The organism is Paenarthrobacter sp. NPDC057355 (assembly GCF_042667405.1).
GTDB lineage: Bacteria > Actinomycetota > Actinomycetes > Actinomycetales > Micrococcaceae > Arthrobacter.
The window spans coordinates 218,682-232,141 of the sequence record NZ_JBHVAL010000004.1 but is presented as its reverse complement, the minus strand read 5'-3'; the positions used below and the strand labels follow the sequence as shown (position 1 = coordinate 232,141).

General features: G+C 64.2%; 16 protein-coding genes. 9 read left to right on the top strand and 7 right to left on the bottom strand.

Annotated elements, in window-relative coordinates:
- Window positions 1-690 carry a hypothetical protein gene (locus tag ACFUOZ_RS07710; RefSeq protein ID WP_377546402.1) on the bottom strand — a complete coding sequence of 230 codons (690 nt, stop codon included), beginning with the start codon at window positions 688-690 and terminating at the stop codon, window positions 1-3.
- 54 nt (window positions 691-744) lie between these two features.
- On the bottom strand, window positions 745-1,059 hold the full coding sequence (locus ACFUOZ_RS07705) for a hypothetical protein (protein WP_377546400.1): 315 nt from the start codon (window positions 1,057-1,059) through the stop codon (window positions 745-747).
- A gap of 357 nt (window positions 1,060-1,416) precedes the next feature.
- Here ACFUOZ_RS07705 and ACFUOZ_RS07700 point away from each other — a divergent pair, with 357 nt between their 5' ends.
- From ACFUOZ_RS07700 to ACFUOZ_RS07685, 4 genes are all read left to right on the top strand, one after another.
- Window positions 1,417-2,226 (top strand): SDR family oxidoreductase, encoded by an 810-nt coding sequence (locus ACFUOZ_RS07700; RefSeq protein WP_377546450.1) that lies wholly within the window; start codon window positions 1,417-1,419, stop codon window positions 2,224-2,226.
- 35 nt (window positions 2,227-2,261) lie between these two features.
- Window positions 2,262-2,693 (top strand): VOC family protein, encoded by a 432-nt coding sequence (locus ACFUOZ_RS07695; RefSeq protein ID WP_377546397.1) that lies wholly within the window; start codon window positions 2,262-2,264, stop codon window positions 2,691-2,693.
- A complete protein-coding gene (locus tag ACFUOZ_RS07690; protein ID WP_377546394.1) occupies window positions 2,690-3,175 on the top strand; it encodes a DinB family protein in 486 nt (161 codons plus the stop codon). The genes ACFUOZ_RS07695 and ACFUOZ_RS07690 overlap by 4 nt, the downstream gene beginning before the upstream one ends.
- 179 nt (window positions 3,176-3,354) lie before the next feature.
- A complete protein-coding gene (locus tag ACFUOZ_RS07685) occupies window positions 3,355-4,107 on the top strand; it encodes an ArsR/SmtB family transcription factor (protein WP_377546392.1) in 753 nt (250 codons plus the stop codon).
- A 71-nt stretch (window positions 4,108-4,178) separates the two neighbouring features.
- Here ACFUOZ_RS07685 and ACFUOZ_RS07680 read toward each other — a convergent pair whose 3' ends face one another.
- On the bottom strand, window positions 4,179-5,171 hold the full coding sequence (locus tag ACFUOZ_RS07680) for a nucleoside hydrolase (protein WP_377546389.1): 993 nt from the start codon (window positions 5,169-5,171) through the stop codon (window positions 4,179-4,181).
- A gap of 71 nt (window positions 5,172-5,242) precedes the next feature.
- A complete protein-coding gene (locus ACFUOZ_RS07675; protein WP_377546386.1) occupies window positions 5,243-6,688 on the bottom strand; it encodes an MFS transporter in 1,446 nt (481 codons plus the stop codon).
- 135 nt (window positions 6,689-6,823) lie between these two features.
- On the opposite strand from ACFUOZ_RS07675, the gene ACFUOZ_RS07670 reads away from it, so the two are divergent.
- Complete coding sequence (locus tag ACFUOZ_RS07670) at window positions 6,824-7,597, top strand: GntR family transcriptional regulator (RefSeq protein WP_377546384.1); 774 nt, start codon at window positions 6,824-6,826, stop codon at window positions 7,595-7,597.
- A 37-nt stretch (window positions 7,598-7,634) separates the two neighbouring features.
- The gene (locus ACFUOZ_RS07665; protein WP_377546381.1) at window positions 7,635-8,543 is read left to right on the top strand and encodes a ribokinase; all 909 of its coding nucleotides are present in this window, start codon (window positions 7,635-7,637) and stop codon (window positions 8,541-8,543) included.
- A gap of 45 nt (window positions 8,544-8,588) precedes the next feature.
- Here ACFUOZ_RS07665 and ACFUOZ_RS07660 read toward each other — a convergent pair whose 3' ends face one another.
- The 3 genes from ACFUOZ_RS07660 to ACFUOZ_RS07650 form a co-directional block, all read right to left on the bottom strand.
- On the bottom strand, window positions 8,589-8,873 hold the full coding sequence (locus ACFUOZ_RS07660; protein ID WP_377546378.1) for an acylphosphatase: 285 nt from the start codon (window positions 8,871-8,873) through the stop codon (window positions 8,589-8,591).
- A 106-nt stretch (window positions 8,874-8,979) separates the two neighbouring features.
- On the bottom strand, window positions 8,980-9,858 hold the full coding sequence (locus ACFUOZ_RS07655) for a glycosidase (RefSeq protein ID WP_377546376.1): 879 nt from the start codon (window positions 9,856-9,858) through the stop codon (window positions 8,980-8,982).
- A 145-nt stretch (window positions 9,859-10,003) separates the two neighbouring features.
- Complete coding sequence (locus ACFUOZ_RS07650) at window positions 10,004-11,035, bottom strand: adenosine deaminase (protein ID WP_377546374.1); 1,032 nt, start codon at window positions 11,033-11,035, stop codon at window positions 10,004-10,006.
- 83 nt (window positions 11,036-11,118) lie between these two features.
- Here ACFUOZ_RS07650 and ACFUOZ_RS07645 point away from each other — a divergent pair, with 83 nt between their 5' ends.
- The 3 genes from ACFUOZ_RS07645 to ACFUOZ_RS07635 are packed head-to-tail and all read left to right on the top strand — an operon-like array spanning window position 11,119 to window position 13,452.
- Window positions 11,119-12,033, top strand: a complete 915-nt coding sequence (locus tag ACFUOZ_RS07645; protein ID WP_377546372.1) for an MSMEG_6728 family protein — start codon at window positions 11,119-11,121, stop codon at window positions 12,031-12,033.
- Between the two features lie 28 nt (window positions 12,034-12,061).
- On the top strand, window positions 12,062-12,454 hold the full coding sequence (locus tag ACFUOZ_RS07640) for a DUF1622 domain-containing protein (protein WP_377546370.1): 393 nt from the start codon (window positions 12,062-12,064) through the stop codon (window positions 12,452-12,454).
- Window positions 12,451-13,452 (top strand): alpha/beta hydrolase, encoded by a 1,002-nt coding sequence (locus tag ACFUOZ_RS07635; protein WP_377546368.1) that lies wholly within the window; start codon window positions 12,451-12,453, stop codon window positions 13,450-13,452. The genes ACFUOZ_RS07640 and ACFUOZ_RS07635 overlap by 4 nt, the downstream gene beginning before the upstream one ends.
- The last annotated feature ends 8 nt before the right edge of the window (window positions 13,453-13,460 follow it).

The window sequence follows — 13,460 nt, the reverse complement described above, 5'->3', positions numbered from 1 at the left end:
TCAAGCGAACTTCACGTCCGTGTCCGGGTCCTTGCGGGTGTCCAGCATCCCCGCGATTTTGCCTTCCAGCGCAGCAACTGTGGCCTCGGGAAGGACAATGAGGCCGTCTAGTTCCTTCCGGGCACGCTTGTACGCCGTCTGCCGTTCGGCGGGCGTGGCGGCAGTGTCCTCGGCGATGCGCAGCAGCTTCCGTGCCGTCGCCAGCCGTTGCCGCTCGGGGCCCGAGAAGTTGCCGTCCTTGATACGCCGGGCTTCCCGCTCAGCGACGTCGAATGCGAGTTCGTAGCTGTGGACAGCGGCGCGGTACTCGGCGAGCCGGGCCGGCGTCGAAATTTCTTCAGGCGCTCCGGGGCGAAGACCGTCGGCTTCCTTCTTGGCGCGCAGGAACGCGACCGTCAGAGGCTCACGAACATCTGTCATCAGAGGGAAATCGATGAGATTCCCGACATCGAGCTCGTAGTCCAGCCATCTGTGATTTACGGAGTCGTGCGCGGCCATCAGTGAAACCACCTCGGCCTGGTTCGCTTCCTCGTGCACGGCCAACTGGTTGCGCAGCTTCAACAGTTCCACCTTGCGACGGTGGCGCTCTTCGCTGGCTTTGGACCATGACCTGGCCCAGCCACCGGCCATGCCGCCGATGGGGAAGATGAGCCACCAGTAACTGCCAAGGAAGTCGAATAGGGGTTCCACTGCTCCATCCTCCCACCGCCGGAGACTACCCCTCAACAGCCCGGGGCGAGTCGGCTATTTGGTGATGGTCAGGGGTTCCATCCGGACCGCGCAGGAAGCTTTTTCCAGCTCCGGCGCACTCAGAGCCACGCGGTTGTTCCTCCCTGTGTCGTCACACCAATCCATTCCTTCGGGCGAGGCGTTCACTGCCAACACCCCCGCGGCGGTCCGCGTGGGGATTTCAACAGTGAACGAGAATGCCCCGGCGTCAGTCATGGGAGCCGTGGCCTTCAGGACCTCCACGCCTGCGGCATCCGTAATAACGATGAGTACTTGTGCCTCCGAACCGTAGCGGGGATCGCATTTCGCCTCGGGCGCAGAAATTGTCACCGACTCGCCGGGTCGGGCCGAAGACGGGTTCACTGTATAGGGAGGCGGCATGCACGGCGGGGCACCCAGGGAGGAACTACATCCGGACGCGGCCATGATCAGGAATGCTGTCGAAGCAAACAGCAAAGCGGGCCATCGCGCGACCGTGAGTAACCCTGGTTGACGTTCAGATGCCATATCTCATTGTTGCTCTGCCCGGCCATGGCAGACGCCTGCCGTGGCGGGATAGCCCCCGATTGTTATGACCCATCCCGCAGCCAAATTCAAGCAGCCCCACCTACTCGCTTGCTCACACAGCTCTCGGCCCAGTTAGCAATAGACAGTCTTACCTTGGCGTATCCAGAGCATAAGTCACCCTTGCCCAACGGATATGCTCCTTCCAACCCTGATCACCTTATGGAAGGACACACCTTGCCTACTACGAATGACCACAACGACGTGGCATCCACCCCAGGCCCAAACGTCGTGGTGGCAGGATCAACCAGTGCCGCCGGCCAAGCGGTCGTGGCCGCGCTTCTCGCAACGGGCGCCCGCGTTGCCGCCGTTGACCTCGACGCCACCCGCTTGGAAGAGCTCGCCAAGAACCACGACGGCGTCCTCCCCTACACCTGCAACCTCGCGAACCTTGAGTCGGTTGAGAAGCTGGCGGCCTCGGTCCGGAACGACCTTGGCTCCGTGGACGGACTCATCCACTTGGTCGGCGGCTGGCGCGGAGGCGAGGGGATCACGGGCCAGAAGGATGAGGACTGGGACGTCCTCCACACCAGCATCATGACGACACTCCGAAACACCTCCCGCGTGTTCTACCCGGATCTGGAAGCGTCGCCGCGGGGACGCCTCGCCATCGTCTCGGCAACGGCAGCAGCGAACCCGACTGCAGGCGGGGCGAGCTACTCGGCCATCAAGGCTGCCTCCGAAGCTTGGGTCCTCGGCGTCGCAGACGGCTTCAAGGCAGCACAGTCAGGCCACAAGACTGAGCCCAAGGAACAGAGCTCGGCCGCGGTGGTTTTCGTTGTGAAAGCATTGTTGGACGACGCCATGAAGGAGGCCGCCCCGCACCGCAAGTTCCCCGGCTACACGCACGTCACCGAACTTGCCGAACACATCGCCGCGCTCTTCGACGCCCCGGCTTCCCACCTGAACGGTACCCGCCAGCACCTCGCCTAAGTTCCGGCGTCGTACCCTGTCGCTAGCATGTCCGTATGGACCAGCGACTGCACTTCATCACGTTCGCCACGCCTGACCTCGACCGGGCCCGCGCCTTTTACAAGGACGGGCTCGGTTGGGAGCCGCTCATGGATGTGCCCGGCGAAATCCTCTTCTTCCAAGTTGCCCCGGGTTTGATGCTCGGCCTGTTCGACGCCGAAAAGTTCGACCAGGACCTGGCCAGCGGCATCCAAACCCCTGGCGTGAGTGGGGTGACGCTCTCCCATAACGTCGGCAGCCCAGATGAGGTTTCCAGCACCATCGACGCACTTGTGAAGGCCGGCGCCACGCTGATCAAGCCCGCACAGGCAGGTGCTTTCGGCGGCATCTTCCACGGGCACGTCAAGGATCCCAACGGCATCGTCTGGGAGATTGCGCACAACCCCGGCTGGCGGATCGACGAGGACGGTACGGTGGTTTTCGCATGAGCGCCTCCACGCAGGACGTCACCCACGAGGACATCCGGACGCAATTCGAGGCGTTCCTGGACGAACACCGCCGGGCGTTGGAAACGTGTTTGGACGGGCTCACCGAAGAACAAGCACGACGGCGGCTGGTCCCCTCACGTACGACGCTGCTGGGTCTCGTGAAGCACGCCACCTTCGTGGAGAAGGTGTGGTTCGATGAAGCCATCACCTGCTGGTCCCGGGCCGAGATTGGCATCCCTGCCACGCCGGATGAGTCCTTCATCCTCACCGAAGGTGACACCATCGCCAGCGTCCGAGCGGACTACTCGGCAGCCTGCGAAGCTTCGCGGAAGGCTACGTCGGCTCTGGGGCTGGACGATCTTCTCCACGGCAACCGCCGCGGACCGCTGCCCCTCCGCTGGGTCTACCTGCACATGCTGCGCGAACTGGCCCAGCACTGCGGGCACGCGGATATCCTGCGGGAACAGGTCAGCTCGTCCTAGGTACAAGCCCTTCGCCACCCGCACCTGCACCGAACACGTGGGAAGCCTGCGTAGACCCCCGGAAGGGACCCAGCGATCTCGCTGCTTTCCAGCGATCTGGCGGAACCACGCGGACCTCGTCGCGGAACCTGCACCAAAACCCGTTGACACGTGACCAAACAGTCACCTATTCTGAGGCCATGGACGCCGTGTTCAAGGCCTTGGCAGACTCCACCCGCAGGGAACTCCTGGATGAGTTGTTCCGTGAGGACGGCCAGTCCGCCACCGCCCTCGGAGCCCGGTTCGAGATGACCCGTTTCGGCATCGCGAAGCACCTCAAACTGCTGGAAGATGCAGGACTGGTGGTGGTCCGCCGTCGGGGGCGTGAAAAGCTGCACTTCCTGAACCCGGTCCCCATCCGCCTCATCCATGACCGTTGGGTGAGCAAGTACGCAGAACCATGGGCCGCTGCCCTCAGCGACCTCAAATCCAGATTGGAAAGTCCCATGGAAAAGATCTTCGAGATTTACATCAAGACCACGCCGGAACTGCTCTGGGAAGCCATCACCAACAGCGAGATCCGGAGCAAATACCAGTTCGGCAACACGTTGACCTCCGACTGGACACCGGGTAGCCGCTTCGAAATGCGCAACCCCAAGGCGGACGCTCCGCTGGGCGAGGGCGAGAACATCGAGGTCGATCCCCCACGCAGGCTGGTCCAGACAATGACGGCGTTGTGGGGCGAGGACGTGAAGGCCGAAGGGACGTCGAGGATCACGTGGGAAATCGAGCCGGTGGGAGATTCCTGCCACCTCACGGTGACCCACGACCAGCTCCGTGAGGGCGCCAATGACCAGCTCTACGGCGGTTGGCCCATGATTCTGTCAGGCCTGAAGACATGGCTAGAAACCGGCGAGAAGCTCACAACGCCGGGCTCGCTCATGTACGCCTAAAGCCGCTTAAAGAAGGACGACGACGGCGGGCCGCTGCCGCCGTCGTCGTCGATGCCTCAGTCTCCCGCCAGTCAGGCGACAGGCGCGGCCACCTGGTCTTCGCTAAGCCACGCCGCCTGCATGGTTCCCAGCAGGTGCGGTGCGAATTCTTCCCCGATGGACAGCACGACCCGGCACCGCGCGCCACGCTGGTCCGGGAAGCCAACGTACTGACCACGGAGGTCGCATACCGTCTGGCCGCGGCCCGGGCCATCAGTGGTGTCCACCTTCACGCGGACCTTCGGGGCCACATCCAGCTCCACTCCCCTGACGGCAATTGCTGCCGCGAGGGGGTCGTGCATCGCCGAGCATGCACGGCCAAAGATATCCACGTAGAAGCCGAAGTAGTACCCCAGCATTTCGCCCAGCGCCTGTGAAACGGGGTGCTCGTTTGCCAGCAGTTCCTGACGGTGGGATTCCTCCAGGACATTGGTCATGGTGACATCGAGCGGCACAAGGGTAATGTCCCAGTCGGCCGCGAGGACCTCCGCCGCGGCCTCGGGATCATTGGCAATGTTGGCCTCCGCTACGGGCGTGATGTTCCCGGGTGCCAGCGCCGCCCCGCCCATGATGGTGACCTCGGCGATGAGTTCCGGCAGCTTCGGTTCCAGCCGCAGCGCCTGGGCGATGTTGGTCAGCGGGCCGATGGCCACCAAACGCAGCTCGCCGGCATGCTGATGTGCCAGCTGGACAAGGAGTTCCGCGGCTGTCGCTTCCACGGGCTCCCGCTCGGATGGAGCCAGGTCGACGCCGCCGATCCCGTTGTCGCCATGAACATGCGGGGCTCCGCCGTGGAAAGTGCCCACCTGGGGATCATGGGCGCCCACTGCGACGGGGATGTCCGGATGCCCGGCCAGCTTCAGCAGGTCCAGGGTGTTCCGGGCACCGCCGGCAGCGCTGACATTGCCGCTCACGGTGCCAATGCCCACGAGTTCGGCCCTCGGGGCGGCCAGGAGGTAGGCAAGGGCAAGGGCGTCATCGATGCCGGTATCGCAGTCGAGGAAGAAGGGGGCAGGCTTGGTCATGGTCTCTCGTTTCAGGTGGCGGTGAGGGTAGAGGTGGGGTGCGTGCGAAACCGGCGGACCGGCGTCGTGCTTTAGATCTTTTCGCCCTTCGGCGCAGCGATGAACAGGCTCACGATGAACGCGACGGCGGTGATCGACACCGAAATCCAGAGGGCAGCGGAGTACCCGGCTGCGGTGCCCTGGCCGGCGAACGGCGCAACGACCACGACGCCGAGACTCGCCCCGATGCCGAAAGAGGCACCGTTGATTCCCGGCAGTGCGGCGGGTGCTTCCTTGGGCGAAAGCAGCACGGACAATCCGTTGATGGCGGTGAGGAAGAAGCCGTTGTAGAAGATGCCCAAGGCAGCAATCGCGACGAGCACTGCGATCTGGTTGTTGGCAAACAGGGCCGCCACAATGGCACAGGCAAGGCTGCTGGCAGTACCAACGCGGACGGTCTTGATCCAGCCGCGGCGGTCGGCGATCCAACCTGCCAGCGGAGCTGCGAAGACTCCGATCAGCGCGGCCGGCGTAAGGAACAGCAGCGCCGCCACCGAGGCCGGCAGGCCGAAACCGTTCACCTTGTCCTGGCTGAGGAGCACCACGGTGAAGTTGATGATGGCGAAGATTCCGGCGAGGGTCAGCACGGTGGTCGCGATGACCGGCCAAACCTGGCGGGAGCGGAGGTGGTGCACAGCTACCAAGGGAGTTTCGCGTTTCTTTTCGACGAGCCAGAAAGCTGTGAAGGACGCGATGCTGCCGGCGAGAAGACCGAGGGCCGACGGCGAGGTCCAGCCGGCGGAGGATCCCGTGGACACGAAGTAGGTAATGAAGACCAGGAACACGGACAGCGAACCCGCTCCCCACCAGTCCATGCGGCCCGGGGCCACCGCCGACTTACCGCCCGGCACCACTTTGATGACGCTGACGACGGCGATCGCGGCCAGTACCAGCACGGCGACGAAGATCGACTGGAAACCCAAGGTCTCCGCCATGAGTCCTCCGAAGTAGCCATCCACGCCGCCGACGCCTCCATTGATGGCTGCGATGATCCCGATGGACGTACCGAAGAGCCGTGCCGGGAGGTACTCGTTGAGCACGATGTAGGACAGGGCGAAGATAGCGCTGGAAACACCCTGCATGAAGCGGCCGGCGACCAGCAGCGGCAGGGTGGGGGCGAAGATGCACAGCACCGTTCCGGCTCCCATGATCACCAAAACCAGGAGCAGCGCATTGCGGCGCCCGATGAAGTCGCTCCAACGGCCGATCACCGGCCCGGAGATGGCGCCGGCCAGGAAGAACATCGACTGCACCTGGGCGACGGCTTCGGGGGTTTCACCAAAGAAGGAGCCGATGTGCGGAAGTGCAGGCGTGATCATGCTGGCGTTGAGCTGGAACGCAAGCACAGCCAGCACCAGCGTCGAGATGAGCATGGCTGCGGCCTTGCCGTGGATCCGGCCTCCGTCCGCAGTGGGGCTGGTGTCTTCCGGGGATGGGGCCTGCGGGTCGGCGGTCTGCTGGCCGGTTGGGATGTTCACATCAAACTCCTTTGTCCGAGGGCGCAGGGCGGCGCCACGAGATGTGAGTTGTTATACAAGCATGTATTACGAGCTTGTGCAACCTGTCACATTCTTCGGGTACAGTGTCGGTAACCCATTCCAAGTGAGGCCCCCTTGACCGACAACGCCGTCCAGTTCCTGTCCCGACCCATCGCAACCCAGCCGGGTCAGCCCCTTCGCGTCGCCGCGTACTCCCGCATCGCCGAAGCCATCAGGACCAAAATCCTGCCGCCAGGTTCTTTGCTCCCCACGGAGACAGAACTGGGCACCATGATGGACGTCAGCCGCACCGTGATCCGGGAAGCGCTGATGTTGCTGGAAGAAGATGGCCTCACCCGGGCACGCCGGGGTGTTGGCAGGTTCGTGGCCGATTCGCTCCCCCGCATCGGCATTGAACACATCCGCCCCTTCGACCAACTGCTCGGGGGTCCCGACCAGGACATCCAGGTCAAACGGGTAGCGGCCATCAAGCAACCGGCGTCCGAATTCGTAGCGCCGGGTATCGGCGTGGAACCCGACAAGGACGTGTGGTTCTGGGAAAGCGTCCTCATCCGCGACGGCGAACCCGTGGCACACCTCCAGGAAAACGTCGCCCAGGACATCCCCGAGGCATCAGCCCTTCAAGAAGCCGCCGAAGCACCCACCCTTTCCGCAGCGACGCTCCTTGAAGTCCTCTGCGGACTGCCGGGACTGTCCTTGGGGCCGGGTGAATGCGAAATCAGCCTCAGCACCGCCGGCCCCAGCCGCGCCAAGTTGCTCGGTTTGCGCCCGTCCGACCCCGTGCTGGTCCTCACCCAGTACGTCCGCAGCAAGGGCTCACCGTTCTACCTGGCCAAATGCCTCGTTGCCGCCAAGGCCGGACACCTCTCCGTCATCCAGTCCTCCTGAAGCTCACGCCGAGCTGACCCACCCCAAAGGATCTCCCATGAGTAACACCGTTCATTCTGCCGCGCCCAATTCGCCGTCGAGCCTCACCGTGGTGGGCAGCATCAACCTCGACATCACGGCCACAGCCAGCCGCCTCCCCTCCCCCGGCGAGACGGTGGGTGGCGCCTCCCTCCGACAGCAGCCCGGCGGCAAAGGTGCCAACCAAGCCGTCGCCGCGGCCCGGCTCGCAGGCAGCTCGCGCATGGTGGGGGCCGTAGGCCAGGACGACGCCGGGCGGTCACTTCTGGACGCGATGGCCGCCGCCGGCGTCGACATCAGTGGCATCGCGAGGGTGGACGAGGCAACCGGGACGGCGCTGGTACTGGTCGACAGCGACGGCGAAAACCAGATCGTGGTGTGCCCGGGTGCCAACGCCGCGGTGTCGCTGGACGGTGTCACCTTCGAGGAGCACGAGGCCGTTTTGTGCCAGCTGGAGGTGGACCAGCACGTGGTGCTGGAAGCGGCACGGGCCAGCAAGGGCTTCTTTGCGCTGAACGCCGCCCCCGCCGCACCGATCATTCCGGAACTGCTGGAACGCTGCGACCTGGTGATCGTGAACGAGACGGAATACGAGCTCATCCCGGCACTGAAGAGCGCTCCGCTGGTGGCCGTGACGTACGGTGGCGAGGGTTCAGCGATCTTCGTGGACGGCGAACGGGCGGCGGAAGCTCCCGCCGTGCGCGTCACGGACATTGCCAACACCATCGGAGCCGGTGACGCATTCTGCGCAGCGTTGGTATTGGCCCTTCAGGCCGGCCTTGAGCACGTGCACGCCCTGGCTGTAGCGAACGCCGTGGGCGCAGATGCGGTCCGCGATGCTGCGTCGCAGCCCGCGCTCAAACCGCTGGAACACTACATCGAAGCCATGCGACCTTCGCTCGCGGCAGGTGGAGCCCCCACCAAGTAGTCGGCAAGCTTTGCCGTCCCCGGGGCCCTAAGGTCTCCCCCGGCCCTAGCCGACGATCCGGAATCCTGTGAAGCCTCCGGCAGCTTCGGAGGTGTCAAAGTCAACGTTTTCCACGCGGCCCGGAGCCTGCGAGGACTGGAGCCACCTGGCCATGCGGTCAACGTCGCCTGCGGATCCCTCGGCCACCAGCTCCACCGAGCCATCAGCGTTGTTGCGGACCGTGCCCGTCAAGCCCAGTTCGTCGGCCTTCCGGGCGGTCCAATAGCGGAATCCCACCCCTTGGACGACGCCCGTGACATGTGCCGTGAGTCGCTTCCCCGCAGAGTTCATGGACCAACCTTACCCAACGCTGCCCTTGCCCGTCCCCTCCCCGCATAACGGAGTGGGGGACGAACAAGGGCAGCCCTGCGCCCCTAAGAAAGCGGGGCCAACGAAATCAGCTCACCACGATGTCCCGCGTGGCGTGGCTGTACGTGATGGTGACGGGTCCGCCGTCGTGGTTCAACTCGTGGTTCGCACCGTCACGGGCGCCAAACGCGCCATAGTTCTCGTCCCATGAGCGGTTCAGCGCGATCTTGTAGGTGTAGAAACCGGCCGGCAGTTCGGCGGTCAGCGTCCACACCTGGGCCAAGGGGCTGAAGGTCATCTGCGCTTCTTCATACTGCGGTGCCCAATCCTCGGGAGAGCCGAGGATCTTGTTGAAATCACCGGCAATCGCGACGGCGTCCGGCTGCGGCACGGTCTCGACGGCGGTGGCCACCGCTGCCTTGGCGGGAGCCTTCCGGCTGGCAGGCTTCTTGGTGGCGGCAGCTGCCTTCGGAGCCGATACCTTGGCTGCGGCCACCTTGGGCTCCGCGACCTCGCTGGCCGCGACCTTCGGCGCCGTTTCCTTCTTTGCGGCGGCACGCTTGGGAGCGGCTACGCGCTTGGCCTTTGCCTTCGCGGGCGGGGCTGTCGGGACCGGAACGTCGGCAGGTACCGGTGTTCCGGCGTCGAGCGCTGCTGCGAAAGCTGCAACATCTGCGAACGCGACCGTCGCACGGAGGCCGTCTTCGGGGATGGTCCAGCCCGAACGTCCCTTGACCAGCCAGCCTGCCTTGACCAGTTTGGCCGAGGCGGTGGTGAGGGTCTTGTGGCCGCGCGGGATGCCGCCGCTGAGCAGCTCAGCCTCGTGATCGTTGAAAGGAACGCGTGCAGTCGCTTCGGCCAGCACTTCGCCGGCGTTCAGCGTAGTTCCGGACCATACGCCCTCTGCGAGGATGTCCAGGACGGCCTTCAGACGAAGGTTGGTGTTCTCGGCGGTGTTCGCGCCCATGCTTCTCCTTCTACGTGGGATATTCCCTTGCAGTTTGCCAATGAATTGTTAATTCCCGCGACTGCAGCAGGTAAACACCGTGTGTCGTGACTGAGTGTGACATCACAAGCGCCGCAAGTGATGTACGGGTATCGGCTGGCGTGCTTCAGGCGCCCGTGACCGATGATTTGACCCATTCGGTGACCTCATCCAGGAGCTCCGCTTTCCGGGCGTCCGAAGCGAAAGACGAGCGGATGGAGTTGGCCGCCATTGTGGCCTGCTCGGGCACCGAGAACTTCAAGACCTCCACCAGCCGCTCATAGTTGTCGTCCACGTACCCGCCAAAGTAGGCGGGGTCGTCCGAATTGACGCAGACGTTCAGGCCGATGGCGAGCATCTCGGGCAACGGGTGGTCCTCCAGCTTGTCCACTGCGCGCAGCCGGACGTTGGATAGCGGACAAACGGTGAGCGGCACCTGCTCGGCCACCAGCCTCTGCACCACGTCGGTGTCCTCCATGCACCGGATCCCGTGATCGATCCGCTCGACGTGGAGCAGATCCAGCGCCTCAGTGATGTATGACGCCGGGCCCTCTTCGCCGGCGTGGGCGATCCGTCGGAGCCCCGCCTCGCCGGCGCGCTGGTACAGGCGCTCAAATTTCGACGGCGGGTTGCCCACCTCGGCCGAGTCCAGGCCGATGCCCGCAATGGGAGCATGCATGGCCAGGAGCTGTTCCAGCACCTCAAGGGCCGATTCCTCGGACATGTCCCGCAGGAACGCGGCAATGAGGAGGGTGGAGACACCAAAGTCCTCTTCGGAGGTTGCCAGGGCGTTGGCCACTCCGTTGACACAGGTTTCCAAGGCCACACCCCGGGAGATGTGCGCCTGGGGATCCATCATGATCTCCGCGTGCCGGACTCCCCCGGCGGCTGCTCGCTCCAGGTAGGCGCGGGTCATGTCGGTGAAGTCCTGCTCGGTCTGCAGGACAGCCATGTTGGCGTAGTAGAGGTCCAGGAAGGATTGCAGATCCGAGAATTCGTACTTCCCGCGCAGTTCTTCAATGTCTTCGTAAGGCAGTTCGATGCCGTTGCGTTCGGCCAGGTCAAAGATCAGCTCTGGCTGGAGGGTCCCTTCGATGTGCAGGTGCAGTTCGGCAACCGGGGGTGCCGTGGTGGTTGTTTTCTCGCCAATAGTTTCCACCCGATTACTCTAGGCCCGAACACGGGCACGTGTCCCGGAGCACTCAACTTGGTTCTCACGCCCGGCACCCTCAGACTGAAAGGATGCAGACTTTCCTCCCCTTTGCCGATTTCCGTGAGAGTGCCGCGGCGCTCGACACTTCAAGGCTCGGCAAACAGCGCGTCGAAGCCCTCCAGGTACTGCGCGCGTTGGTGATCCCGGAGTACGGTTGGCAGTCCCACCCGGCTGTCCGTATGTGGATGGGGCACGTTCCGGCCCTCACCTTGTACGGCTTGGCGATGGCCGACGAATGGATGGAGCGCGGCCACCCGGACAACACCCGCACCAACATTGCGGAGTTCGCTCCGCAGGCGGCCCACCCGGACTACGCCTCCAGGATCATCATGCCGCCATGGTTGGGACACGAGGACCTGCATATCAGCCACCGTTCCAAGCTGATCAGCAAGGATCCCAAGCACTACGCGCAGCTCTTCCCGGGCACCGAGGAAAAGCTGGAATACGTGTGGCCCGAGCCCAACCACGAATTCCACCCGGAGGATCCCGAAGAGGACCGCCTGTTCATCCTGCGCTCCGCCGTTGGGGACCTTCGGCCCGAAGAGCTGACCACCGTGAGCATGCCACCCCACGGCAAGGCACGTACGGTTGCTCCTTCAGCCGATGACGAATACCAGTTCGTTTACGCCGAGGAGAAGTCGCGGCGGCAGGTAGGCGGAGCCAAGAAGCGTCCCGTCAAGCCGCAGGAAAAGAAGCCCACACGCAAGCGCCAGGCACAGGAGAAGGCGTTCAGCACCCTCCCGGGCAAGACCGAGATCGCGGTCCCGTTCGACGGCGGCAGCACCTTCGCCGTCGGACTGATCCACGGCCGTCCCATCACTGTCGATGGCCGGTTCGCCCGCAATTTCGAGGTCACCAACGTGATCAAGCGCTCCGACTTCGACTATCCCGCGCTGCTCCAGGATCCCCGGGTGTTCTTCCCGGTGCCTGCACCGGCGCTGTAGAGGCACATCCACCAAGACAGGGAGGGCCATGGATTTCCAGCACATCATCGAGACTGTCGGCAGGTACATGGACGCTGCGGGCGTGGCGGTCATGGTGATCGGAGCCCTGGTCTCCATTCCCATGGCGCTCCGTGGCTACCAACCCGAACGCGCCCCTGGACTGGAACCGTTCACGCCGTACCGCGCCTACCGTCAATTACTGGGACGCTCCATCCTGCTGGGCTTGGAGCTCCTGGTGGCTGCCGACATCATCCGTACTGTCGCAGTAACGCCCACCTTTGAGAGCGTGGGCGTCCTGGCGATCATCGTGCTCATCCGGACCTTCCTCAGCTTCTCGCTGGAGCTGGAAATAACCGGCCGCTGGCCCTGGCAGAAGGAAAAAACCCCCAGCACCGGCGAACCGCTACGATCGGATCCATGACGCAACCGTGGGTACCGGACATTCTTGGCGAGGGTTTCGAGCAACAGACTTTGGAGCTCGACGGCGGCGCTGTCGCCACCTTGGTGAAGTACCTTGGCCCTGACCAGCACCTCGGCAATGGTCCGCAATGGCCTAACGCTCCCGATGGCGTTGGCCTCGACGCTGATGTCCTGTACGTCCACGGCTGGTCCGACTACTTCTTCCAACGCCACCTCGCCGAATTCTGGCATCGGGCGGGCGCACGGTTCCATGCCCTGGACCTGCACAACTATGGCCGCAGCTTGAGGCCCGGCCTTGTGCCGGGCCTGGTGACCAACCTTGCCGATTACGACGCCGACATCGCCGCGGCTTTGGAGGCCATTGGCCGCTCCGGGAACCAGGACCGGCCGCTCATCCTCCTGGGCCACTCCACCGGCGGCCTCACCCTGAGCCTGTGGGCTTCACGTCACCCCGGGGTGGCTTCGGCACTGATCCTCAACAGCCCATGGTTGGAGTTCCAGGCCACTGAACTCGGACGCCGCGCCATTGCACCCCTGGTGGGCTTGCACGCCAAACTCCATCCACTGACACCGCTGCCTCCCGTGGATCCGGGGATCTACACGCGGGCAGTCTCGGCGGCCCTGGATGGTGAATGGGACTACAATCTCGAATGGCGTCCCGATCGCGGATTCCCTCTCACGCCAGCCTTCCTGGACGCAGTGTTCCGCGGACAGGCCACCGTTGCCGCAGGCCTGGGCATCGACATACCGGTGCTCGTGTTGCTCTCGGACAAGAGCTACCTGCAGCCGAAGTGGTCCGCCGATGCCCTCACCGCAGATGTGGCCCTCAACGTGGACGCGGTGGCCCACCGTTCGTTGTCCTTGGCGGACACCGTAACGGTGAGCCGGCTGCCCAACGCCTTCCACGACATCTTCCTGTCCCCGGAACCCATCCGGAAGGAGGCGTTCGAGCGGATCGGCCGGTGGCTGCCCATGGCCCTTCAACCGATCCCCGCCTAGGGCAACGC

Excerpts from the sequence above, each read along its gene's own strand:
- ACFUOZ_RS07655 (WP_377546376.1), bottom strand. The coding sequence starts at position 9,858 with ATGGGCGCGAACACCGCCGAGAACACCAACCTTCGTCTGAAGGCCGTC.
- ACFUOZ_RS07665 (WP_377546381.1), top strand. The coding sequence starts at position 7,635 with ATGAGTAACACCGTTCATTCTGCCGCGCCCAATTCGCCGTCGAGCCTC.
- ACFUOZ_RS07635 (WP_377546368.1), top strand. The coding sequence starts at position 12,451 with ATGACGCAACCGTGGGTACCGGACATTCTTGGCGAGGGTTTCGAGCAA.
- ACFUOZ_RS07695 (WP_377546397.1), top strand. The coding sequence starts at position 2,262 with ATGGACCAGCGACTGCACTTCATCACGTTCGCCACGCCTGACCTCGAC.
- ACFUOZ_RS07685 (WP_377546392.1), top strand. The coding sequence starts at position 3,355 with ATGGACGCCGTGTTCAAGGCCTTGGCAGACTCCACCCGCAGGGAACTC.
- ACFUOZ_RS07660 (WP_377546378.1), bottom strand. The coding sequence starts at position 8,873 with ATGAACTCTGCGGGGAAGCGACTCACGGCACATGTCACGGGCGTCGTC.
- ACFUOZ_RS07645 (WP_377546372.1), top strand. The coding sequence starts at position 11,119 with ATGCAGACTTTCCTCCCCTTTGCCGATTTCCGTGAGAGTGCCGCGGCG.
- ACFUOZ_RS07640 (WP_377546370.1), top strand. The coding sequence starts at position 12,062 with ATGGATTTCCAGCACATCATCGAGACTGTCGGCAGGTACATGGACGCT.
- ACFUOZ_RS07680 (WP_377546389.1), bottom strand. The coding sequence starts at position 5,171 with ATGACCAAGCCTGCCCCCTTCTTCCTCGACTGCGATACCGGCATCGAT.
- ACFUOZ_RS07690 (WP_377546394.1), top strand. The coding sequence starts at position 2,690 with ATGAGCGCCTCCACGCAGGACGTCACCCACGAGGACATCCGGACGCAA.